Below are 23,391 nucleotides of genomic sequence, written 5' to 3' on the forward strand. Positions count from 1 at the left end.
TGGCAAAAACCAGCATTATACAGCTTCATCACCCAAATTCCCAACCAACGGCCGTCATCTACGTCAATTTGCGCGCAACGCGGAAGCCCACGATGTCGTTCGCCAGCACCGCCGAATAGCCATTGCGCACGGCCGAACGCAGATAGCGCGGGTTGTACAGCCATGAGCCGCCGCGCAGCACGCGCCGCACCTGGTCGCCGCCCTGCTCCCACGCCGAGCCGTCGGCCGGCGCGTCCTGGTAATTGTCGTGCACCACGTCCTGCACCCACTCCCACACGTTGCCGTGCATGTCGAACAAGCCCCACGGGTTGGGCGCGAAGCTGCCGCACTTGGTCGTGCCCTGGCGGAACTCGCCGCGCGGGCTGCCATTGTAGGTGTAATTGCCGTCGTAGTTGGCTTGCTCGGTGCTGATCTCGTCGCCGAACGAAAACGCCGTTTTGGTGCCGGCGCGGCACGCGTATTCCCATTCCGACTCGCTGGGCAGGCGGTACAACCGCCCCGTGCGTTCGGACAGCCACTGCACGTAGCGCTGCGCGTCGTTCCAGCTCACGCCCACCACCGGATGCTCGTCCGTCTGGACGAAACCGGGCTGGCGCCAGTCGGTGTCGGACAGCGATTCCCAACCCGTGGCGCGCGCGAACAGCTTCCACTGCCCCACCGTGACGGGATAACGCCCCAGCGCGAACGAATGCTCGATGCCGACCCAGTGCTGCGGCTGTTCGCGTTCCAGCCATGCCTGCTGGGCGCCCGCCTTGACGGCGGCCGCGCGCTCGTGCTCGGGAGAACCCATCTGGAAGCGCCCTGTGGGAATCAGCACCAGCTCGGGGCCGACGCCGGTGCCGTCGAGGAAGCGGTCGCGCAGCACGCCGCTGGGATCGGCCACGGGGCTGCCGGCCGTGGGCAGCAGCGCCGCCAGTTCGGCCGCGTTGCGCTCGGCCTGCTGTTTGCGGTGCCGCTCCTGCTCGGCGCGATAAGCCGCTTCGGCCTTGAGCTGCATGGCCTTGCGCTGCTGCTCCTCGCGCGCGGCGCGGGCGGCGGCGGCGTCGGCCTCGCGCCGCGCCAGCAATTGCTCGCGCAGCTGCTGCTTGCGTATTTTTGCGGCCGCTTCGGCCTCGGCGCGCTGGCGCGCCTCCTGTTCGCGGCGCAGCTTATCGAGCCGTATCTTCTCCAGCGCGGCCGCGTGGGCCGCCGCCTGGGCCGCCGCCTGCACCTCGGCCTGCCGTTTGGCGGCCAGCTCCGCCTGGCGCTGCTGCTCGGCCAGGCGGGCCTGTTCGGCCTGGGCCGCCAGCTCCCGCTGGCGCTGCGCCTCGCGCGCGCGCGCCTGCTCGGCGGCGGCGGCCTGCGCCGCCAGTTCCTCGTCGCTGGGACCGGCCGCGCGCCGCAACGCCTCCAGCAATTCGGCCACGCTGGCCGGGCGGCGCTCCTGCGCGAACGCGAAACCCGCCTGCAACACCTGCCACTGGCGCAGGTTGAGCGCGGCCGGCGCCGATGGATGAAAGTCGGCGCTGCGCACGTCCTCGAAAGGCATCCGTCCTTCCAGCAGCTGGTAGATCATCACGGCCACGGCGTACACGTCCAGCCTGGGACTGGGCTGGCGCTGATGGGTACCCGCCTCGGGCGCCCGGTAGCCGGCCGTGCCGGCGTTGGGCACCTCCAGTCCCAGGCTGCTGCCGGCGCTGCGCGCGCGCGAGGCGATGCCGAAGTCCAGCAGCTTGATCTCGCCGCGCTGGGTCAGGAACACATTGCCGGGTTTGATGTCGCGGTGGACCAGCTTGTGCTTGTCCCACGCGTAGTGCAACGCCTCGCCCACCGGCTGCAGCAACTGGCATACGCGCTCCAGCGCCATCGGGCCTTCGCGGGCGAGAATGGCGTCCAGATCCTGGCCTTCCAGGTATTCCATGATGATGAAATAGCTGGACGTGGCCGGATCCTGCGCCCATTCGTACACGCGCACGATGTTTTCATGCGCCAGTTTGCGGGCCTGGGTGGCTTCCTCGATCAGCAGCTTGGCGTGGGTGGCGCTCTGGGTCAGCTGCGGCGGCAGGATCTTCAGGGCCACCTGATCGCTGTGGCCCAATTCGGCATGCGTGGCGAGGTCCGTGGCCAGCCACACCTGGCCCATGCCGCCCATGCCGATCAACCGCTCCAGCCGGTAGCGGCGGTTCTGCGGCCCGATTTCCTGGCCGCCCATCAGCCCAAGCTCCGTGCCCTGGCGCGCCAGCACGGGCGTAGCGCTGCCGCCGGGCGGCGCATACTCGGCGTCCAGGATGGCGTTCTTGCGGCGATCGAACTCCTGCAGGCTTAACAGGCCGTCCTCGTGCAGTGCACGCAGTTCGCGAATCTTTTCTCTTGCGGTTTGCATCATTGTAGGTGGCGTTCCTGCTCCATCATCTGCTCCGTCACGGTGTCAGCGGCACGCCGCATTCGGCGCAGAATTTGTCATGCGGGGAGTCCTGGCGCACCGGATGGCCGTTGCGGCAGCAACGCACGGACGCCGCCGGGGCCATGGCCGCCTGGGCCGGCGCCGATGCGCCGGCGCGCGCCACACCCACGCCAAGCTGGCTTTGGGTCGTCAACGCGACGGCGCTGGCCGCGTTTTGCAAATTGAGCAGGTCGAGCTGGTGGCGCCGGTCCTTGTCCATGTCGGCATCGCGGTGGGCACGCTCCTCCAGCACCTGTTCGCGCGCCCGCCGCAACGCCTCTGCCGGGGTGACGCTGTGTTCGGCCGCCACCACGGCGGCCAGCGACTGGATCTGCTCGGGCGTCATACCGCCCTGTATCTGCAACTGCATGACGCGGGCCACGGCTTCCGCGTTGGACGCGGCGGCCGTGGCCACCATGCCCATCTCGCTCAACTTGCCGATCGCCTCCACGTGGGCGATCTCGTGCGCCTGGCGCGCCAGCAGCATGTCGTACTCGCCCTTCCAGCGCGCGAATTTTTCGTCGCGCTCATGGGCCATGGCCTTCAGTTCGCGCTGCCACTGGGCCTCGCGCTCGCGTTCCTGCAGCACCTGACGCTGCTCATCGACGGCCAGCTGGTCGAGCATGGCCTGGCGCGCGTTGGCCTGGTTGTTGCGGGTGTGAAGGCTGTCCGCCTCTATCGTACGCAGCAGCTTTTCGTGCTGGGCGATGGCGTCCGCCTGCGCGCCGGCGCGGCGCAAATCCTCGATCTTCTGGCTGATCTCGGCCACCTGCACGGCGTTCGACGCATCCTTGACGGCGTCGCCCCGCAGCAGTTCGCGCTGGCGCGCCAGCTGCATCTGGTCTTCCCACTCCTGGATGCGCTCGGCCTCGCGCCGGCGCGCGAGATTGGCCAGCACCAGCCCCTGATGGCGGGCCAGATGGTGTTCGGCCTCCAGTTGCGCCTCGCGCTGCTTGTCCTCCGCCTCGCGCTGGCGCAAGCGGGTTAGTTCGGCGCGGCGACGCGACTCGTCCTCGATGGCCAGCGCCTGCGCGATCTGGTTTTCGATGGCCTGCTGGTGCAGCTTATGCGAGAAGCGCTGCTGCGCCAGCTGCCGCTGTTCGGCCGCCTCCTGCTGGGCGATTTCCAGCTCGGTGCGCATCTTGATCTGGGCCAGTTCGCGCACGTGCTCCCACTCGGCCTCGTCTCCCGCACGCCCGGCGCGGTTCCGGGCCAGCTCGTGCTCCAGCTCCGCCAGCGTGGTGCCGGCGCCCTTCTCCAGCGCCACCTTGCGCGTCTTGGACTCCATGATGCGGGCATACAGATCCACTTCACGGGCGCGGATGGCCTGCACCCGCTCCGCTTCCTGCAGCGTCAGTTCGGCCTTTTCCACGCTGGCGTCCTGCCGCAGTTCCGCGCGCCGGTACTGGGTGCGCATCTTCTGTTCTTCGCGCCAGATGGCCTGCCACTCCTCGTCGTCATAAATCTGGTCGAGCTGCTTGACGTGTTCGAGCTGCACATGGCGCTCGTCGGCCACCAGCCACAGAGTGCCGATGCGTTCGCGGTTGTGGTCGAATTTGTCGTGCCGCAAGGCGGCCGTTTCGACCTGCGCCACGGCCAGGCCGTATTCGGCCAGGCGCAGCTTGAGCGCCGCCTGCAGCCGTTCGTCGAGCTGGGCGCGCAGGTCGGGATTGTGGGCCATGTCGCGCATCGAGCGCGCACCGACGAATTCGACGGCCAGCTGACGCACCGATGGCGCCAGCAAGTCGTGCAGATGGCGTGTGGTGACGGTGCCCGGCGTGGTCATGAAGTGCTGGGCGAAGGCCGGCACGTTCTCGATGCGGATGCCGACCGTGAAGCGGGCCGCGATCTTCAGATGCTCGGCCGTGTGCAGATCGTCGAACGCGAATTCCACCGGCAGCGGCGCGCTGCGGGTGATGAGGATTTCCGCGTGCTGGTTGCGCAGCAAGTGGTTGAGGCGCGTGAAGAAGCCTTCGATCTCGTATTCACCCTGCGGCACTTCCGTCGCCTTGTCGGCCTGCAGGATGTAGGCGCGGGCGGTGGCGGGCACGCGCAGCGTCTTGGTGAAGATGCCGGACAGGGCGCGCACGCCGAAATAGACGGCCAGTTCGTCATCGCCCGGTATCCAGCGGTTGTCGCGCAGCACAGGCTCGTTGCGCGGGGCGCCCAGCGTCAGGCCGCAATCGGCGCAATAGCCGGACTGCTCGTCATTCTTGTGCCCGCAGCGCGGACATTTGACGCCGCCAAAACCAAACATTTGGAACATGCCAGACTCCTTCTTGGGTTCAACTTCCGGAACCGCCCCAGCCCGCCAACGATTTTAGCAGGGGCGCGCCGGTACGCATTTTGCGCACGATTCAGATCATGCCAATTCGTTCTATGCAAGCGAGGCTGGCGCCACGCGCCCGCAGCGCGGCGGCTAAGCCTTCCGGCAAGTGCCGCTGCCAGGCGGCGGGCAACAGTACCCGGTCGCCGGCCACGGCTTGCTTCATTATCAACGCCAGCTTGGGCGCGTGGCCGTCCACCGCGTCGACCTGGCCCGCATGCCAGGCGCTGGAGCAGCCGGTGGCGATGACGCGCCCGCGCGGCACGCACTCGCGCCCGCGCGCGAGGCGGTCCGCCATCACCAGCGCCAGTTCGTACGACGCCCCCTGGAAACGGGGTTGGCCGAAACGCACCACGGTGCGCCAGCGCCCCAGTCCCCGGCCGTCGTAATGACGGGCACCGGCCAGCGCGCGCCGCACGGCCAGATGCGCGCTCAGGTCCAGGCCCGGCGCGGTGATCGTCTCCTCCTCGTCCGCCCCACCCTGCCCGATTGGATAGACGCTCACCTCCACCCAATCCAGGCTGTCGTTCACGCCGCCGCTGTGCAGCGGGAACCAGGCCGTGGCGCTGGACACGGCGGCGGCGGGATCCGGGTGGCCATGCAGGCCGCCAAGGTGGGAAATGGACAGGCAGGCAACATCGGGCGCCGCCGCAGGTGCCAAGTCGGTGCCGGCGCCCACCACCAGCGCGGAAGCAAGGGGCAGATGGTGGCGGACGTGCTCGATTGCAAGCGGCGCGCCGGCCTGCACCCTGCCCAGATGCCAGGCGTCCGACCGGCCGTGTGCCAGTACGGCGCCGCCGCTGTGCCGGTACAGTCCACGCACCATGCGGTCGGCCAGCACGGCGGCCAGTTCCCAGTCGCGCTCGTCCGGCTCCGGCACGGTGTCCATGCTGAGCACCACCTGGTCGCGGCTGTCGAAGCTCGCCTCCGTGTGGCGGGCCAGGCGTACCACTTCCTGCATGCGTTCGCACACGGCGGGCGCACCGGCCACCACACACTTCACATCGGCGCGATTGGCCCGCGGGCGACGGCTGGCCGTGATGGTCAGCAGACGGCCATCGGCCAACAGGGCCAGGCATCGCGCGGTCGTTGGCAAGGTCATAGCGAGGGCTCCCGACGGTTGGTCTGCGCGGACGCGTCATCTGGTCCGTCGACCAGTTCGTCCTCGTGGATCGGCTCGTACGGCGCGCGGCGCAGGGCCAGTTCATAGTCGAGATTGGCGCAGATGCGGTCCGCCTCATCGGACAGTTCAGCCCACTGTACCGGCACGGCCAATTGCAGCCGGGCCAACAGTGCCCATGCTTCATCGAGCGCAGCCACGGCGGCTGTACTGTTACGGCTGCGGCGAGCTTGCTGGTCCACCGGCAGCGGCTGATCCGGTGCGGCCCACGCGAGCGACGGCATGGTGTCCACGCTCAGTTTGAGCAGTGCGAGCCGCCGCAACAAGGCTTGCTGGGCCTGGAATGGCGCTTGGCCCGCTGGTAAGGTCAGCAAGCGGATGGCGGTGGCCAGCGCCGGCAGCTCGAGGAACAGACGGCGCAACGCCTTGGCGTCGCACACCGCCGGCGGCAGCCCGGCTGATGACGCCATCCCCGGCTTCGGCGGCAGCTGCGCGGCAGGCGGATGCTCACCTGCACCTGCACCTGCACTGGCAGCAGCACAGGCGCCTGCAAGTGCACCGGCACCTGCGCCGGCATCGGTGGCGGTATCGGCATCCGTGGCGGCGGGCACGTCGCGGCTTGCCTCTGCCACCGTGGCGGCCTGCAATGCCCGTTCCGTGAGTATGTCGGCGTAATCGACATGGTCGCCAAGGTCGACCGGAACACAGTCGTCCACAGTGATGCCGAAGCGCGTGTACAGCAGTTGATTGAGGCCGGCGCGGAAGGCCTGCCACTCGTCCAGCGTGGTGCATGGCGGCAGCTCCAGCGCACCTTGCGCCAGTTCTGTCTGCAACGCCTTGTCTATGCGTGCGCGCATGTCGTCCAGCGCCAGCACCGGCTCCGCCTCGCTGTACAGGAACAGGTCGAAGCGCTGCTGGCTGACGCGCGGATCGGCCGCGTCGATCACGAATCGCAGCCGCAGGCCCAGCTCCGGCGCAGCGGCGAACGGCGTCAGGTCCACACTGTACGGGCCGGGGTGGAAACAGAACACCGTCTCGCCTTCCGCGCAGTTGATCTTGCCGGCGCTCCCCCGGCGCGCCTGGCCGCCCGGGTTGAAGATGACGACCCGGCACGCAGCCGGCGCAATATCGCCGGCATCGAGACGCCGGGCGATCGCATGCCGGCCCAGCGCGCTCGTATCGGCGGGCTGATGGCGGCGGCGTCGGAACAGTCGCATGGTTCAGGGCGCGACCGGTTCGACGGCGAATCGGGCGCCGTACAGGTGGAAATGCGGCGCCGGCGCGGTGGCGAATGGCCAGGTTCTTTCGCATTCCCCGTCCGCGTCCAGGCGGCCCTGCAGCACGATGGCGCCGCCGCCGTCCACCACGCGCAGCATGGTCTGCTCGCGCAGCAAACGCGCCGCGAACGGCGCTTCGCCCGCCAGCTTGAGCACCACTTGCCAGCCGCCGCCTTCGGACAGGAAATGCAGGGTCCAGTAACCATCGTCGGTGCTTAGCATGTCGAGCCTGTCGTCGCTGGCGGCGGCGCGCAGCATGCCGGGACTGCCATACCAACTGGCGTCGTTGGCGGCGGCGTTGCCCGCCCGTGCCCCGGTCACTTCCGGCGCTGCGGCGACCGCCTCGCTGGCCGCCACGCCCGTTGACGCCGCGCGACGCACCAGGGCCAGTTGCCGGAAACGGCGCATGGTCAGCGGCGATTGCTGCAGGGCCGCGCGCTCGTTCGCGGTGAGCGGACGGCTGCCATCCAGCGCCGCGAGCAAGGTGGCGTCGGCCAGCATCAGCCGGTCGCCGGGCACGGCCCGCGACAGTAGCAGACGCTCGCGCAAGCGGTCATCCAGTGGTGTGTTATGCATATCGTTCTCCTTCATCGCGCGGCTCCGGTGCTGGCCGCGTGCAGCCTGGCGATCGCCTCGTCGCGCCGTTTGCGCAAGGTGGGCATGGAAATGCCGTCCAGCGCCGCCAGTTGCTGCAAGGTGGGCAGCGCGCCGGTGGCCGCGTCCAGCCAGGCATCGGGATAGCTGTCGTCGTCAGATCCCAGCAGCTTGTGATACACGGCCAGCCGGATCGGCAGCGTCGTCTCGCGCAACACGCGCAGGGCCCAGCTACCCGCATCCTGCGCCGCCCGTGCCATTTCCAGATAGCGGGGGGGCAGGGAAAGCGCGGTGGCCGTGGACTGTTCCGCTGCCAGCTGCGCCGCTTCGTCCGCCAGCGTCACCGCGTCGTCGGCGTCGGCGTCGCCGTTGGTATCGTCGGCGTCGCCCTCCTGCGGCTCCTGCGCCCCCGCAAGCTCGGCGTCGTCCGGCTGCGGCTCCGGCAGGATCCGGTCCGTCACGCCGTTTGCGCCGTCGCGCCCTTCTTCGGCTTCCGACTCGCCGATCACACGCCAATAGTCTTCCAGCCACAGCGCAGCCTCGCCGGCATCGTCCTGCCATGGGTCGCCGCGATCCTGATTGGACGACAACTCCTCGTAGGCGCCGATTTCAGCCAGCATGGCGGCGATCCGGGCCGGGTTGTTTTTGAGGCTGGAGAAACGCTTGGAGCGCGTGTGCAGCGGTCCCGGCGCGCCGCCAAAGCGCTCCTCGGTGGCACTCCAGCGGATGATCCATTCCCCTTGGCAGGCGCCGATCTTCAAGTGTCGTGCGTCCGCCGGCAGGGCACCGGGTGCGCGGTCGAGGATCACGGCCAGCCGCTCGCGGTGCGACGCAACGTCCGCCAACAACTGCGCCAGCGCGTGCCAGGCCGTGTCGAGCATGCGGTAGGTGTAGATGCGGTTGGGCGAGCAGTCGCGGCCCGTGGCCACGATATAGTTGTCGGCATCGACCTTGTCGCGCAGTCCCGCGTACATATCGTTGACCTTCTTGCGCAGCGCCGCTTCCGCCGCCGGATCGTCCCAGCGCGCGCCGCCGCGCGCATGCTCGGCCACCAGCGTGGCCATGAACGCTTGCCAGTACGATGGATGGGCGTGCAGCTCGAACGCGAGACTCAGCGCCAGCTCGCACACGCTGTCGCCGTAGCTGTTGCCGGGCGCCTCGGCGCGCGCCAGCCGCGCGCGCGCGCGCAGGCAGGCCGCCAACGTATCAACGTAGGCGTCCCGCAGCGCGTCGTGTTGCGCCGAATCGAGCACCAGATGCATGTCCATCTGCCGGAACGTCTGCAACGAGCAGTGTCCCAGCAGTTTGCGCACCTGCTCCCAGCCATGCTCCTGGTACCGGGTTCCTGGCAAGCGCATACTTTCCTGTCAACTCAATGTCAATGCGCGCCGGGCCGCTTCAGGATGAACGGCCACCGGCGGTCGCTTCAAAATCATGCCACAGATCGGCCGGCGCCAAGCTGCGTGAACAGGGCTATTTCCCCTTCTGTTCCCGGTTCTGTTCCCGACCCGGTCGCCGGTCCTGCCCCGCCAGGGTGGCCAGAATGGTGGCCGCCACCGGCGCCGCGTGCGCGCCGCCCGTGGCTTCCGAGTGGCTGGCGAAGACGGCCAGCGCCAGCCGGTGCGCCTGTCCGGGCAGGCTGCCCGGCTCCAGCCAGCCGGCGAACCACACCGTGGCCGTGCCGTCGCCGGTGGGGGCGGTGCCGGTCTTGCCGTACAGGTGGGGCCGCAGCGCGGCCAGCGCCGGCCCGCCGAACGCGCCCGCGGCCGTGCCGACGTCGATCACCCCCTTCATGCCGGCGCGGATGCGGTCCAGCCGTATGCCCAGCGGCCGCCCCGGCGCGACGCGGCTGTCCCGGCCGTCCAGCGCCAGCAGCATGCGCGGCGTGATCACGGCGCCCTGCCCGACGGCGCCCGCCGCCAGCGCCATCTGCAGCGGCGTGGCCTGCATGCGCAAACCTATCGTCATCTGCCGCAGCTCATGGCGCGTGTGGATCGGGTCGATGTGGGCCGGTGTGGCCTGCAGCGCATCCCACGGCTGCCAGTTGAAATCGGGCGGCAGCAGGCCGCCATCGAGTCGCAGCGGCTGGCCGAATCCGAGCCGGTGCGCGGCCGCCACAATCGGGCGCACGGCGTCCAGCGCATCGGCGTCCAGCGCCTGCAGGTCCGGCGCGCCGCCATCGGGCCGGCCGAACAGGCTGGCGTCGCTCAATTCACCCGACCAGGCGAACCAGGTGTTGAGGCTGAACGTCAGCGCCTGCGCCAGCCCCAGGCGCCCGTCCTGTGCGCGGCGCGCGGCGCTTTGCTCCTTGTAGTTGGTGATGTGGGCCAGCCGGGTGTTGAACGGATAGGTCGCCGCCTCGGTCTGGAAGCCGAAGCCACGCTGCGCCGCCATGCGGTTGATGTCCGCCAGCGGCAGGCCCGCCAGCAGACTGTCCAACCGCGCGTCGTGCTGGGCGGCCAGCTCCAGACCCAGCGCGCTGACGATCTTGAACGTGGAGCCGGGACTCTGGTGGGCGCCGCCGTCATGCTGCAAAGCGGGCAGCCGCAGCGCGCTGCGGGCCGGATTGGCGCGGTCGAAGTCGCGCACCTCGGCCCAGTTGGCCGCGTCGACCGTCCCGGTGCCGGCGCCGGCGGCGGCCAGCAGATCGCCCGTTTCCGTGTCGAGGATGACGATGCCCGCATGACGGCCCTCGGGCGCGGCCTCGCCGCCCGCGCAGCGCGTGCCATCCCAATGGCCGCGCCGCATGGCCACGCAGTCGAGCACATTCTGGCTCAGCGCCTGCAACGGCAGATCCAGCGTGAGCCGGGCCTGCGAGGAAGCGCCACCGTTGGCCGGACGGCGGGCCAGCATGCCGGCGATGCCGCTGGCCTGGCCCGCGTTCACACCGAGCAGCGTGGCCATGCCCGCGTCCAGCGCCGCCTGGGTGGGCGCGCCATCGGCCCACAGCGGCGTGCCGTTGCGGTCCTGCAGCTGCACCGGCATCGCCGCCGGCGGTGTGGAGGCCGCCATCCGGCCCGGCCCGGACCATGGCTGCCAAACGGGACGACCATCGACAACGCCAAGGCGCCGGTACTTGCGGTCCTCCGGCGCCCGCACCATGTGCGCCGACACCTCCAGCTGCACGCTGCGCGCGCCCGGCGCCGGCTCCAGCGTCACCAGCGCGACATCGCCGGGCGCCGCACAGGCCCGTCCCGTGCAGGCCGGTTGTGTGCGCGCGCGCGCGCCGGCCACACCCTGCACCTGGCCGATCACCAGCAATTGGAGCGTGTCGCCCGCCCGCGCGGGACTGGGCAACGCCGCTTGCAGCCGTATCGTGCGCGCCGAAGCGCCCTGCGGCCAGCGCGCCACGCGCGTCCAAGGCTGCCAGCCTTGCGGCAGTTCAGCGAACAGGTTCGCGGCGGCGGCCGGCATCTGCGCGCTGAGCGCCAACGGTGTGGCGACGTCGTCCAGATCCGCCTCGCCCGCCACCGACAGTGCGCTGGCGCGCCATTGCGCCGCGCCCGCAGTCCCATCCTGCACGCGCCATGCAAGCAAACGCCGCTCGTCGTTATAAATGTCGATCTGCTGCCGGACGTAGTCGCCGTCGGCCTGGTGATACAGGCGCTTGAGCAGCTTGACGGTGGCCGCGTCCGCGACCACGTCCTCCCAGCCCGCCAGCCGGGCCGCGCGCGCAGGCGGCGGGCTGGCCAGCCATTGCGGCAAATCGCGCGGCGCGAGGTCGATCGCGCCATCCGCGCGCACCCGCACCAGCCCGCGCTCGCGCAGGCGCTCGAACAGCATCTGGTCCTCAAACGGCGGTGGCGGCGCATCGGGCACCAGGTAATCGCCGGGCGGCAGCGCGATGCTGAGCGGGCGGGCGCGCGCCGGAAAGGCCGTCACCACCGCGCGCGGCTGCGCGGGCGCGGTAGCGGACGGGAGCCGGTACAACTGCACCAGCAATTCGCCGGCCTGCGGGCATAGCGCGTTGTTGCGGCGCTCCAGCCGTAGCGCCGCCGCGCCGTTGTCCCAGGTCAGCCAGCCTTGCTCGCGCACGCTCACCAGCCCATCCTTGCCCTGCTCGATCTGACCCAGCGAGGCATCGCTGACCCAGCGCGCGTCGCCCTGCAGGCTGTGCCAGCGCAATTGCAGCGGCTCGCTGGCCGGGTTGGCGAAGTCGGCCCGCAACTGGCCGCTCAGCTGCAGCTCCGGCATCGGCGCCGCGCCCGGCGCCGGCGCGTCCACCAGCAGCACGTTGTGCAGACCCGGCGCGGCATCGGCACTGCGCTCGACCCAACGCCGCACGTCGTCGAAGCGATAGCCGAGGCGCAGCGGCGCCATGCGCGCGTCGCTGCCGGCGCGCAACTGGCTGCACAGGTCAACCCGCACCGGCGCCGCCGCCTGCATGCCCACGGCCAGCAGCAGCGCGCCATCGGCCTGCAACTGCATGCGCACACCGGGCGTGTCCGGCACCTGGAAGCGCGCTCCCGGCAACGCCGGTTGCAGAGCCGCCGACACATGCGCCGCGCCCACGCTGTCGACTATCTGTGTGGCCGCCGCCAGATGGCGCGCGTGGCCGGCGATCAGCGCCGCACCGGCCACGCACGCCAGCGCGCCGCCGGCCGCCAGCGCGTAGCCGTGGCGCGCAGTGTTCGCCACCAATGCCGCGCTCGGGCCAGCTTGCGGATGGGACGACACCACGCGCAGCGGCGCCGCCATCTCCGGCGGGCGGCCCTGCCGGCGCCGATCGTCCCCGAGGCCGGCGCCGGCGCGCAGATTGGTCTGCCGCCGCCGGGCGCGCCGCCAGGCCGCCATGGCTTGCAATAGATTAGTGATGGTGCGCCGCATCTGGCCCCCGCGCTGGCTGTGGAAGGTATGCGGTTCTCTAGCGGAGGGCCGGGGAAAGCGCGTCCGCTGCGGCGCACAACTGGTCGCCTTTTTTTGCAGTTCGCGCCGCAAAACACGCCGCTCGTCGCAAGGCCGTGGCGGCGCGAGGACCGACTGGATACAGTGAGCACATCAACACTCACTCCACCGAACACCGAAAGGAAGCGCCATGAGGATCGTCAAAAACTTCGAAGCCCTGTTCGTCGCCACGCTGGGTCTGGCCTGCGCCGCCAACTATGTGCTCGACAAGCAGGAAGCCGCCGCCCCCGCCCCGGCCGTGGCCATGGCGAGCGTCGCGCCCGCGCTGGCGCTCAACACGCCCGTGGTGGTGGTCAGCGCCAAGCGCCTGACCGCCGACGAGAAGAAGCAATCGCTGCTCGACGAGAACAAGGCCGCCATCGCCGCCGGCCACAGCGCGGGCAAAATGTGATGGCCCGCCCGCCCCTTCGCCTGCCCCGGCGCCGCACAGTCAGCGCGGTGTGACAGGCGAAGCGCAGCCGTCGCGCCCGCGCGCACGGTTTGTGTCAGTTGTAAGAAGTTGCATCAACCATTTTTGCGTCCCGCCCCGCTTGATATAGTTTCCGTATGCCAGATCGCACCACGGAGAACATCATGATCAAGCCCACCTTTTACGCCGCCGCGATGATCGCCATCAGCGCCGCCGCCTTCCTTCCCCCGGCCGCATCGGCGCAGGTGGGCGTCAGCATCGTGATCGGCAATGCGCCGCCCCCGCCCCGCTTCGAAAGCGTGCCCGCGCCCCGCCGCGGTTACGTGTGGGCGCCCGGCTACTGGAACTGGGATGGCTATCGTCACGCCTGGCTTGCCGGCCATTGGGAACCCGAGCGTCGGGGCTACCAATATCGCGGCGCCGTCTGGCTGCGCGATGGCGACGCCTGGCGCCTCGACCCCGGCGGCTGGGTGATGGTGGAGCCGGAGCAGGTCGGTTACGACTACGTGACCGTCGCGCCGCCTCCGCCCCGTTATGAACACGTCCCCCATCCGCGTCCCGGCTACTTCTGGGCTCCCGGCTATTGGGAGTGGCGCGGCCACCACCACGAATGGGTCGCAGGCGGCTGGGTGGCGGAACGGCCGGGCTACATGTACGCGCAGCCACGCTGGATCGAGCGCGAGGGGCGTTGGTACCGCGAGGAAGGCCGGTGGGAGCGCCACCATGGCCATGGCGACCGCGATCACGACGGCATCCCCAACCGCTACGACCATGACCGCGACGGCGACGGTGTGCCCAATCGCTACGACCGCCACCCCGACAATCGCCACCGCGACTGACACCGCCACCCGTATCGCACGCCACGCGACGGGCGCCGGATCGGTTATGCTGGCGCCCCTGGTCACAATCCGCGTCGCGCATGAACCCATCCGAATTTGAACAATTGACCGCCGCGGCCTACAAAGGCGAGCGCGCGGCCAGTCGCCGGCTGGCCGCGCGCACCGGCATGCCGGAACTGGACGCTTTGCGCCAGACGCTGGTGCAGGCGGCCGGCGCCGAAGGCCTGGCCGCGCTGCTGGCGACGCGCAGCCGCCTGCGCGACGCAGCGCTGGCGGCGCGCGACGCGCGTCTGCGCCTGCAGCAATCCCGTCTCGCCCTCAAACGCGCGGCCAGTGCGCCACCGGCCGACGCATGGCGCGCGTGGTTCGACGGCTCGGCCCATCCCAATCCGGGCCGGCTGGGCATAGGCGCCCTGTTGTGCGGGCCGGATGGGGAAAGAATGGAGATCAGCCGCCCGGCCGGCCATGGCAACAGCGGCGAGGCCGAATACCAGGCGCTGATCGCGCTGCTGGAAGCGGCGCTGCCGTTGCGGATCGCGCAGCTGGTGGTCTACGGCGACAGCAAAGTGGTGATCGATGATGTGAATCTGGCGCCGGCCGCCGGCGCCAAGGGACTTGAAGCGCACCGCCAGCGGGTGCTGGCGCTGCTGCAACAGTTCAGGCAAACGGGCGGGGTCAGCCTGCGTTGGGTGCCGCGCCACCGCAACGGCGACGCGGACCGGCTTTCGCAGCAGGCCATCGCATCCTGGACCGGACAAGGGCCGGACGCGGCGGGCGCGCGCTGAGCGCGCCGGCGCGCGCGGGGGCGGACGGCGGGATCAGGCGGCCGCAGCGTCCAGCAAGCCCATGTCGGCGCTCGACATCAGCTTGTCGATATCGACCAGGATGAGCATGCGCTCGTCGATGGTGCCCAGGCCGATGATGTAATCGGTATCGAGGGCCGAGCCGATGTCCGGCGCCGGCTTGAGCTGCTCGGGCGTGAGCGTGGTCACGTCCGACACACGGTCCACCACCATGCCCACCACACGGTGGCCGATGTTGAGGATGATCACCACGGTGAACTGGTCATAGCTGGGCGTGCCGAGCTTGAACTTGATGCGCATGTCCACGATGGGCACGATGATGCCGCGCAGGTTGACCACGCCGCGCACGAACTCCGGGGCGTTGGCGATGCGGGTCGGCGTTTCGTAGCTGCGGATCTCGCTCACTTTCTGAATATCGATGCCGTACTCTTCCTGGCCCAGGGTAAAGGCGAGGTATTCGGCCGCAGGGGACGCCACCTGGGCGTCGCTGGTGATGAGGGACATATCGGTTCCTTGGTTGGGGGCCGCACCCCGGACGAGCCAGGCGTGGGCGACACTTTAACGGGAGCAATGTTACCGCAAGTCAACTGTAATTGCATCTATTAAAGCTTCGCCGTCTGACCGGCGGTCAAACCCGGTCCGTCCCTCACGCGCCGGCCCCGCCCACTCAGCGCTGCGCGCCGCGCTCGGTGGGCACGCCCTGGCGGATGGTCAGCCACGGCTGCACGCCCTGCCGGCCCGACGTGGCCACCGGGGCCGCAGCGGGTGCGGGGCGGGCACGGCGCTCGTCCTCGCCCGCCACGTGGCCACGATGCGCGGCCGGCCGCTCCTGCCGCAGGCGGGCCGGCGCCGGCGTGCGCGTATCCTCGGCGCGCGGGCCCATGACCACGTTCTGGGTCGGCGTGTCGTCCAGCGCCTGGGCGCAGGCGCAGACGAGGATCAGGCTGGCGGCTAACATGGTGCGCATCGACGACTCCCAATGTTGTTATTTGTTGTAGTATTTTGCACAACACAATACAAATTAGCAAGCAAATAAGGTTTCTCCTCGCCAAAACCCGCGATTGTGCGGCTCCACAACGAATTGCCGTCGCCCTCTATGGTGCGCCTCCGTTTCATGCCACAATTGCATCGACGAAGCGGGCCGCACGCAGCGCGCCGCCGGTCCCGCTCCGCTTACCCATTCTTTGCCTATGACCACCACCAACGCCACCGCCCCTGCCCCACCCGTCGTACCCGCCGGCAACCTCAATTTCATCCTCGTCTGCGTGTTCATCGACATGCTCGGCATTGGCCTGGTGGTGCCCGTGTTGCCCATCCTCGTCGGCGAGTTCGTGCACGGCCGCGCCGGCCAGGCGTGGTGGTACGGCGCGCTCAGTTCCACATTCGGCCTGATGCAGTTCATCTTCATGCCCATGCTGGGCGCGCTCAGCGACCGCATCGGCCGCCGCCCCGTGCTGCTCTATTCGATGGCCGGCATGTGCCTCAACTTCCTGGCCACGGCCTGGGCGCCCAACCTGGCCTGCCTGTTCATCGGCCGCGTGGTGGGCGGCATGTCGTCGGCCAGCATGTCGGTGGCCTCGGCCTACGCGTCCGACATTTCCACGCCGGACAACCGGGCCAAAAGTTTCGGCAAGGTCGGCGCCGCGTTCGGACTGGGCTTCATCTGCGGCCCCATGCTGGGCGGGCTGCTGGGCAGCGTGAACCTGCACTTGCCGTTCTACGTGGCCGCCGGGCTGTCGGCCGCCAATTTCATCTATGGCTACCTGGTGGTGCCGGAATCGCTGCCGCAGGCGCGGCGCCAGCCGTTCAAGCTGGCCAAGGTCAATCCGCTGGCCGCCGTCGTCAAGCTGGCGCGGCGCACCGACATCCGCGGCCTGGTGATCGTCTATGCGCTGGTCACGTTCGCCCAGATGATGCTGCATTCGACGTGGGTGCTGTACACCCACTTCCGCTTCGGCTGGAGCCCGCGCGAGAACGGCATCGCGCTGTTCTGCGTGGGACTGGCGGCGGCCGTGGTGCAGGCCGGCCTGCTGGGCGTGCTGATCCGCCGCCTGGGCGAGGTGCGGCTGATGCTGGTGGGCCTCGGTTCGGGCTGCATCACCTACATGCTGTATGGACTGGCCACCGAGGGCTGGATGATGTACGTGTTCATCCTGTGCAATCTGCTGGCGTTCGCGGCCGGCCCGGCGTTGCAGGGCATCATCTCCAAGGCCACGCCGGCGCAGGAACAGGGCGAGCTGATGGGATCGCTGCAATCGATCAGCAGCCTGGGCATCATCGTCATGCCGCTGCTGGGCAACACCATCGTGGCCAAGGTGAGCGACCTGCCGGCGCGCGACTGGCGCATCGGCACCACCTTCTTCGCCTGCGCCGCCATGCAGGCACTGGCCATCCTCGTGGCGCGCCGCTACTTCCACCTGACCCGGCTGCGCCAGCAAGCGCAGATGCAGGCCTGAACATGATGCGCTTACCTTGTTCACCGTCCCCGTTGCGCGCCGGCCTGGCCTGGTTGTTGGCCTTGCTGGCCGGCGCCGCCGGCGCCACCTGCTCACGCGACATCAGCGCGCCGGTCGCGCCCACCGGCGCCAGCGTCATCATCGAGGCGGGCAACGTGAGCGGGATCTATCCGGATCTGCTGCGCGTCATCGGCCCGCGCAACGGCTGCACCATCCTGTTCCCCATCGTGCCGCGCGCGCGCCAGGTGGCCATGTTCGAGGCCGGCAAGGCCGACATGCTGGTGCCGGCCACGCGCACGGAGGCGCGCGACAAGATCGGCATCTTCGTCCCGATGATGGGCCACCGCGCCACGCTGATCTCGCTGGCCAGCGACCGGCCACCGATCACCAGCGCCAAGGAATTGCTGGAACGGCGTGAACTGCGGGTGGCCGTGGTGCGCGGCTTCGACCATGGCGAACAGTACTCGGCGCTGGTCAAGGAGCTGGCCAAGCAAGGACGCCTGTTCACGGAGGTGGACGTGAGCGCCGTGGCGCGCCTGCTCAACATGGGCGCGGTCGACATGACCATCATGGGGCCGACCATCCTGGCCGGCGCCATCGCCCACGAGCCGCGCGTGAGCGGCATGCTCGACAAACTGCGGCTGGAGCCGATACCGGAGCTGCCCTGGGGCCAGAGCGGCGCCTACATCTCGCGCCTGTCGCTCACGCCGGAAGACCAGCGCGCGCTGCGCGAAATGCTGGAGCAGGCGGCCAAATCGGGGGCGGTGATGGAAGGGTTCAAACGTTATCACCGGCCAGATATTCTGGCTGCGAGCGTGCGACCGCACTGAAAATACCGAAGACGCCGCGATCAACACGACGATATAAGCATGGCGCACAGCAACGCCGTCTCCGCCACCTTCACACAGACGATCCAAATGATCAGCTCGACTTTCAGATTTACCAGTTTGTCGTCAATGCGCTGTTCCAGGGAAAACAGATCATCGTTGGATAATGGAAATGACATAATGTGCCTCGCCGCTGTCCTATCTGGTAGATCGCCGGAGCAGGCCGCGAGTTGCCCGCCCGCGTCTGACGTTTGAGCCGGCACAACAACTTGACAGACCGGCGCCGAACTGCAACCATACGCGCATGAAATTGAACCCTATGCCTCGTTCGAATGTGAATTGGTGGTGCCGCTGACAGCGAGCGGCCACTGTTTATCCATAGTGAATGATGTTTTTATCAACGCCGCCTCCGCCAGGCGGCGTTTTTATTGGCGCGCCGGACGGGGGTAACGTAAAGGAACCCTGATGAGTCTGCCAGCCAAGTCCACTTCCCCCGCCGTGATCCTGACCGGCGACCGTCCCACCGGCCCCCTGCACCTCGGCCATTTCGTGGGCAGCCTGCGCAACCGCGTGGCCTACCAGCACGACTACAAGCAGTACATCATGCTGGCCGACTCGCAAGCGCTGACCGACAACATGGACGACACCGGCAAGGTGCACCGCAACGTGGTCGAGGTGGCGCTCGACTACCTGGCCGTCGGCATCGACCCGACCAAGTCCACCATCCTGATCCAGTCGCAGATCCCCGAGCTGGCCGAACTGACCTTCTACTACCTGAACCTGGTGACGGTGGCCCGCCTCGAGCGCAACCCGACCGTGAAGGCCGAGATCGTGCTGCGCGGCTTCGAGCGCGACATCCCGGCCGGCTTCCTGACCTACCCCGCCAGCCAGGCGGCCGACATCACGGCCTTCAAGGCCGCGCTGGTGCCGGTGGGCGAGGACCAGATTCCGATGATCGAGCAGACCAACGAAATCGTGCGCCGCTTCAACCGCCTCGCCAACCAGGACATCCTGGTCGAGTGCAAGGCACTGGTGCCGGAGATCGGCCGCCTGCCCGGCATCGACGGCAAGGCCAAGATGAGCAAATCGCTGGGCAACACCATCAACCTGGGCGCCTCGGCCGCCGAGATCACGGCCGCCGTCAAGAAGGTCTACACCGACCCGCTGCACCTGCGCGTGGAAGACCCCGGCCACCTGGAGGGCAACGTGGCCTTCATCTACCTGGACGCATTCGACCCCGACAAGGCCGCGCTGGCCGAGATGAAAGCGCATTACGTGCGCGGCGGCCTGGGCGACAGCATCGTCAAGAAGCGCCTCGAACTGGTGCTGCAGGAAATGCTGGCCCCGATCCGCGCGCGCCGCGAGGAACTGGCCAAGGACCGTGGCTACATCATGCAGGTGCTGAAGGATGGCACGGCCGCCGCGCGCGAAGTGGCGGCCCGCACCGCCGACGAAGTGAAGGCCGCGCTGGGCCTCAGCTATTTCTAAGCCCATGGCCAAAGCGCGCGCGCCGCGCCAGTCCGGCCGGCGCGCCAGCGCGCAGGCCGGCGGCGCCGCCGCCTATCTGCCCCTGGCCGCCTTCGCCCTGCTCTACCTGGCCGCCACGTGGTTGTGGCGACTGCCATCGTGGGTGGCGCTCGTGTATGGCGCGGCCAGCCTGCTGTGCTTCGCCCTCTACGCGCTCGACAAGGCTGCCGCCGTGCGCGGCCGCTGGCGCACCCCGGAACGCACGCTGTTGCTGCTGGGACTGGCCTGCGGCTGGCCGGGCGCCATCCTGGCCCAGCAGTGGCTGCGCCACAAATCCAGCAAGACGGCGTTCCGCGCGGTATTCTGGTGCACCGTGGCGGCCAACGTGGCCGCCTTCACCTGGCTGGCGCGCTGGCAAGCGGTGTGACCGCCGCCCGTCCGTCCCCCTCAACGTAGAAAGACTCCTGGCCGATGTGGAATGGCGTGTTGTGCGGCCTGCTGGCCGGCGCGATGTGGGGCATGGTGTTCATCGTGCCGGAACTGATGGCGGCCTATTCGCCGCTGGAACTGGCCGTGGGCCGCTACGTGGCCTATGGCGCCATCGCGGCCGGCCTGATGCTGCCGCGCCTGGGCAGCCTGCTGCGCCGGCTCGACCGGGCCGACTACCTGGCGCTGGTGCGCCACGCGCTGGCCGGCAACATCGTCTATTACATGCTGCTGTCGATGGGCGTCAAACTGGCGGGCGTGGCGCCCACCTCGCTCATCATCGGCGTGCTGCCGATCTCCGTCACACTGATGGGCCACAAGGACCACGGCTCGGTGCCGCTGCGCCGGCTGGCCTTGCCGCTGCTGGTGGTCGCGGCCGGCATCGTCTGCATCAACGTCGACGTGTTCACCCATGACAGCGGCGGCCCCGCCATCGCCGCCGGCCAGAAGGTCGTGGGCGTGCTGTGCGCCACCGGCGCGCTGCTGTGCTGGAGCTGGTACACGCTCGACAACGCGCGCTACCTCAAGCGCAATGCCCACTTCAGCAGCGGCGAATGGTCGGCCCTGTACGGCCTGTCCAGCGGCCTGATCGCACTGGCGCTCGGTCTGGCCGCGTTCGCGCTCCACCATGCCGACGTGACGGGCGCGGCCGGCGCGGCCAGCGGCCGCCACTGGGGCACGTTCTGGGCCGTCAACGCGGCGTTGGCGCTGGGCGCGTCCGTGATCGGCAACCACTTGTGGAACGTGGCCAGCCGGCGCGTGCCCGTCACGCTGTCGGGCCAGCTGATCCTGTTCGAAACGCTGTTCGCGCTGCTGTACGGCTTCATCTACAAGCAGCAGTTGCCGCGCCCGCTGGAGGTGGCGGCCATCGTGCTGCTGATCGTGGGGGTCGTGTGGTCGGTGCGCGTGCATGCGCTGGAGGAGGCGCACTAGCGACGCCGGCTTATTGCCGCGTCATTTGCCGCCATACTGGCCGCCCTACTGGCTGGCCAGCAATCCGTTCTCGCTCAGCAGATCCTGGATCAGTTCCAGCCGCAGCACGGGGTTATCCTGTAGCAGCAGGCGCTGCTTGTCGCGCAAGTCCAGCCGCAGCAGCTCGCACCAGCGGTTGGCCACCCAGCCCGCCTCGTCGAGCCGGTACGGCGGCGCCAGGTGCATATTGGCGGTGGAAATCTGCTTCTTCTCCAGCGAGCGGATCAGGGAACCGAGCGCGTCGGCCACGTTCTGCTGCTCCTCCGGCACGGGCACGACCCGGTCGCCGTCCAGCGGCTCCACATCGGCCACCCACAAGCCGTGGCGCAGCCGCTCGGCGCTGCACACCTGGAAGCGCGTGGTCCCCACGCACGACACGCGCAGCAGGCCCGGCATGGGCGCCGACCAGTCGACGATGCGGGCCATGGTGCCGGCGCTCGACAGCACCTGCTCCTGCTCCGGCAACTGCACCTCGCTCCCCTCCAGCAACGGCACCACCCCGAACGGCTCGTCCTCGGCGATGCAGCGTTTGATCAGGTCCAGGTAGCGCACCTCGAACACCTGCAATGGCAGGTGTCCGTCGGGGAATAACACTGTATTCAGCGGGAATAGTGAAATGGCAAGCATTCCGCATCATCGCACAGATCGGCGCGAACGGCATTGCCCTAAACAAGTGATAACGCAAGAAAGGCGCGGCGGCGCACTCGCTTTCACCACAAAAGCAACAGCGAGGCAGGTAACGGAAAGCGGGTAATACGCGGCATGAATATACCGCGCCGGCATTAAGACGGATAATGCCGGCGCTCGCCGGCGGCCACGCTTGCACGCGCCCGCGCCGGCGACATCGACGGCAATCGCAACGGGATCGGGCTGGCGGCTATTCTCGCCAGCGCGCGCGATCCCGGTCCGCCATTACTTGATCAGATATTGTTCCTTGTCTTTGCCTTCCAACCATTTCGGTGCGCGGCCGCGGCCGGTCCAGGTCTGGCCGGTGGCGTCGTCACGGTATTTGGTGGGCACGGGGGCGCGCGTCTTGACCGGCTTGGCTTTCGTCACCGCGCCCAGGTCGGCCAGCGTCAGACCATAATCACGCATGATGGCGGCGATTTGCTCCTTGGCTGCCTGCAATTCATTCTTGCGTGCGGTTTCGGCCAGGTTTTCCAATTCCGCGATCTTTGCTTTGTATTCCTGGTACGTCGTCATATTAATATCCTTTTGATCGGTTGAGAGCGAATGTTTAAACTCGTCTTTCGTGGCGCTTCGGCATAACTCACGTTGTTACAATGTGAGAGAATTCACGAGGTGTCAATTTACCATAAGATCGGCGAAATTTTATGGCGATATACACAACAAATACCAATATAAATAGAATTGGGAATAATTTCTACAACTATCTGATTGTATTTCAATCCGCGGCGGGAATAGCACGCGATAGCGCCCGTCCCACGAGTTTGTTTCGGCGCAATACTCAAGTAGTTAAATCCAGTTAAAGCGCGCCCATCCCGCCGGCGCGGCGCGGCGCGCACTAGATGGGATGCCCTAGCGCGGGAGATGCATTTTTCTCGCGGGGCAACGCTATAATGCGTCACCCTTTATTCGCCATGGATTGACTATCGTGTCCGACCGCCTTGCCGTGCTGCCTCAATACCTGCTTCCCAAGGGAGCGCTGACCAATTTCGCGGGACGGGTGGCCGGCGCCAGGGGCGGCTCCGCCACCACCGGACTGATCCGCTGGTTCGTGGGCCGCTACGACGTGAACATGGACGAAGCGCTCGATCCCGACATCAGCCATTACGCCAGCTTCAACGATTTCTTCACGCGCGCGCTGCGCCCGGACGCGCGCCCGCTGGCGCCGGCTGATTATGTGTGCCCCGTCGACGGCCGCATCAGCCAGTTCGGCGCCATCGCGGACGACCAGATCTTCCAGGCCAAGGGCCACCAGTTCAGCACCACCGCCCTGCTCGGCGGCGACCGCGCGCTGGCCGAGCAATTCCGCCACGGCAGCTTCGCCAACCTGTACCTGAGCCCGCGCGACTACCACCGCATCCACATGCCCTGCGACGGCCGCCTGACCCGCATGATCTACATTCCCGGCGCCCTGTTCTCCGTCAATCCAACCACGGCGCGCGGCATCCCCGGCCTGTTCGCGCGCAATGAACGCGTGGTGTGCGTGTTCGAGGGCGCGCACGGCCCGTTCGTGCTGACGCTGGTGGGCGCCACCATCGTCGGCAGCATGGCCACCACCTGGCATGGCGTGGTCAACCCGCCGCGCACGTCCACCGTGCGCGAGTGGACCTACGCGGACCAGAACATCGTGCTGAAAAAAGGCGAGGAAATGGGCCGCTTCCTGCTCGGCTCCACGGTCGTCATGCTGTTCCCCAAGGACACGATCCGCTTCAATCCCGGCTGGCAGCCGGCCGCCGCCATCCAGCTGGGCGAAATGATGGGCAACGTCACATGACGGGCAAGGTCGGCTAAGCGCCCGCCG

General features: G+C 68.5%; 20 protein-coding genes. 9 read left to right on the forward strand and 11 right to left on the reverse strand.

Annotated elements, in window-relative coordinates:
• Positions 1-58: 58 nt before the first annotated feature.
• The 7 genes from AC1RQG_RS17445 to AC1RQG_RS17475 all read right to left on the reverse strand — a co-directional run bounded on the left by AC1RQG_RS17445 (position 59) and on the right by AC1RQG_RS17475 (position 12,566).
• Positions 59-2,365 carry an SUMF1/EgtB/PvdO family nonheme iron enzyme gene (locus AC1RQG_RS17445; RefSeq protein ID WP_493133278.1) on the reverse strand — a complete coding sequence of 769 codons (2,307 nt, stop codon included), beginning with the start codon at positions 2,363-2,365 and terminating at the stop codon, positions 59-61.
• Positions 2,366-2,399: 34 nt separating this feature from the next.
• Entirely contained in the window at positions 2,400-4,688 is a 2,289-nt protein-coding gene (locus AC1RQG_RS17450; protein ID WP_493133279.1) for a hypothetical protein, read from the reverse strand.
• 91 nt (positions 4,689-4,779) lie between these two features.
• Entirely contained in the window at positions 4,780-5,850 is a 1,071-nt protein-coding gene (locus tag AC1RQG_RS17455) for a hypothetical protein (RefSeq protein ID WP_493133280.1), read from the reverse strand.
• Entirely contained in the window at positions 5,847-7,085 is a 1,239-nt protein-coding gene (locus tag AC1RQG_RS17460) for a hypothetical protein (RefSeq protein ID WP_493133281.1), read from the reverse strand. The genes AC1RQG_RS17455 and AC1RQG_RS17460 overlap by 4 nt, the downstream gene beginning before the upstream one ends.
• A gap of 3 nt (positions 7,086-7,088) precedes the next feature.
• The gene (locus AC1RQG_RS17465) at positions 7,089-7,721 is read right to left on the reverse strand and encodes a hypothetical protein (protein WP_493133282.1); all 633 of its coding nucleotides are present in this window, start codon (positions 7,719-7,721) and stop codon (positions 7,089-7,091) included.
• A gap of 11 nt (positions 7,722-7,732) precedes the next feature.
• Positions 7,733-9,097 (reverse strand): hypothetical protein, encoded by a 1,365-nt coding sequence (locus AC1RQG_RS17470; RefSeq protein WP_493133283.1) that lies wholly within the window; start codon positions 9,095-9,097, stop codon positions 7,733-7,735.
• Between the two features lie 115 nt (positions 9,098-9,212).
• Positions 9,213-12,566 (reverse strand): penicillin-binding transpeptidase domain-containing protein, encoded by a 3,354-nt coding sequence (locus AC1RQG_RS17475; protein ID WP_493133284.1) that lies wholly within the window; start codon positions 12,564-12,566, stop codon positions 9,213-9,215.
• A gap of 208 nt (positions 12,567-12,774) precedes the next feature.
• Here AC1RQG_RS17475 and AC1RQG_RS17480 point away from each other — a divergent pair, with 208 nt between their 5' ends.
• The 3 genes from AC1RQG_RS17480 (at position 12,775) to AC1RQG_RS17490 (ending at position 14,677) form a co-directional block, all read left to right on the forward strand.
• Positions 12,775-13,035, forward strand: coding sequence for a hypothetical protein (locus AC1RQG_RS17480; protein ID WP_493133285.1), 261 nt, complete (start codon positions 12,775-12,777; stop codon positions 13,033-13,035).
• Positions 13,036-13,217: 182 nt separating this feature from the next.
• Entirely contained in the window at positions 13,218-13,892 is a 675-nt protein-coding gene (locus tag AC1RQG_RS17485; protein ID WP_493133286.1) for a YXWGXW repeat-containing protein, read from the forward strand.
• Between the two features lie 80 nt (positions 13,893-13,972).
• The gene (locus tag AC1RQG_RS17490; RefSeq protein WP_493133287.1) at positions 13,973-14,677 is read left to right on the forward strand and encodes a ribonuclease HI family protein; all 705 of its coding nucleotides are present in this window, start codon (positions 13,973-13,975) and stop codon (positions 14,675-14,677) included.
• Between the two features lie 33 nt (positions 14,678-14,710).
• Here AC1RQG_RS17490 and AC1RQG_RS17495 read toward each other — a convergent pair whose 3' ends face one another.
• On the reverse strand, positions 14,711-15,199 hold the full coding sequence (locus tag AC1RQG_RS17495) for a chemotaxis protein CheW (RefSeq protein WP_493133288.1): 489 nt from the start codon (positions 15,197-15,199) through the stop codon (positions 14,711-14,713).
• 163 nt (positions 15,200-15,362) lie between these two features.
• A complete protein-coding gene (locus tag AC1RQG_RS17500) occupies positions 15,363-15,662 on the reverse strand; it encodes a hypothetical protein (protein WP_493133289.1) in 300 nt (99 codons plus the stop codon).
• A gap of 223 nt (positions 15,663-15,885) precedes the next feature.
• Here AC1RQG_RS17500 and AC1RQG_RS17505 point away from each other — a divergent pair, with 223 nt between their 5' ends.
• The 5 genes from AC1RQG_RS17505 to AC1RQG_RS17525 all read left to right on the forward strand — a co-directional run bounded on the left by AC1RQG_RS17505 (position 15,886) and on the right by AC1RQG_RS17525 (position 20,864).
• Entirely contained in the window at positions 15,886-17,151 is a 1,266-nt protein-coding gene (locus AC1RQG_RS17505) for a TCR/Tet family MFS transporter (RefSeq protein WP_493133290.1), read from the forward strand.
• Between the two features lie 2 nt (positions 17,152-17,153).
• Positions 17,154-17,981 (forward strand): substrate-binding periplasmic protein, encoded by an 828-nt coding sequence (locus tag AC1RQG_RS17510; protein WP_493133291.1) that lies wholly within the window; start codon positions 17,154-17,156, stop codon positions 17,979-17,981.
• A 462-nt stretch (positions 17,982-18,443) separates the two neighbouring features.
• Entirely contained in the window at positions 18,444-19,466 is a 1,023-nt protein-coding gene (trpS, locus tag AC1RQG_RS17515; RefSeq protein ID WP_493133292.1) for a tryptophan--tRNA ligase, read from the forward strand.
• A gap of 4 nt (positions 19,467-19,470) precedes the next feature.
• Positions 19,471-19,872 (forward strand): DUF1294 domain-containing protein, encoded by a 402-nt coding sequence (locus AC1RQG_RS17520; RefSeq protein WP_493133293.1) that lies wholly within the window; start codon positions 19,471-19,473, stop codon positions 19,870-19,872.
• Positions 19,873-19,916: 44 nt separating this feature from the next.
• Positions 19,917-20,864, forward strand: coding sequence for a DMT family transporter (locus AC1RQG_RS17525; protein ID WP_493133294.1), 948 nt, complete (start codon positions 19,917-19,919; stop codon positions 20,862-20,864).
• 45 nt (positions 20,865-20,909) lie between these two features.
• Here AC1RQG_RS17525 and AC1RQG_RS17530 read toward each other — a convergent pair whose 3' ends face one another.
• Both AC1RQG_RS17530 and AC1RQG_RS17535 read right to left on the reverse strand, forming a co-directional pair.
• Entirely contained in the window at positions 20,910-21,530 is a 621-nt protein-coding gene (locus AC1RQG_RS17530) for an LON peptidase substrate-binding domain-containing protein (protein ID WP_493133295.1), read from the reverse strand.
• A 285-nt stretch (positions 21,531-21,815) separates the two neighbouring features.
• Positions 21,816-22,106 carry an H-NS histone family protein gene (locus tag AC1RQG_RS17535; protein WP_493133296.1) on the reverse strand — a complete coding sequence of 97 codons (291 nt, stop codon included), beginning with the start codon at positions 22,104-22,106 and terminating at the stop codon, positions 21,816-21,818.
• Between the two features lie 412 nt (positions 22,107-22,518).
• Between AC1RQG_RS17535 and asd the strand changes: the two genes are divergently transcribed.
• Positions 22,519-23,364, forward strand: coding sequence for an archaetidylserine decarboxylase (gene asd, locus AC1RQG_RS17540; RefSeq protein ID WP_493133297.1), 846 nt, complete (start codon positions 22,519-22,521; stop codon positions 23,362-23,364).
• Positions 23,365-23,391 lie beyond the last annotated feature (27 nt).

The organism is Rugamonas sp. GW822-FHT03B10, assembly GCF_058801745.1.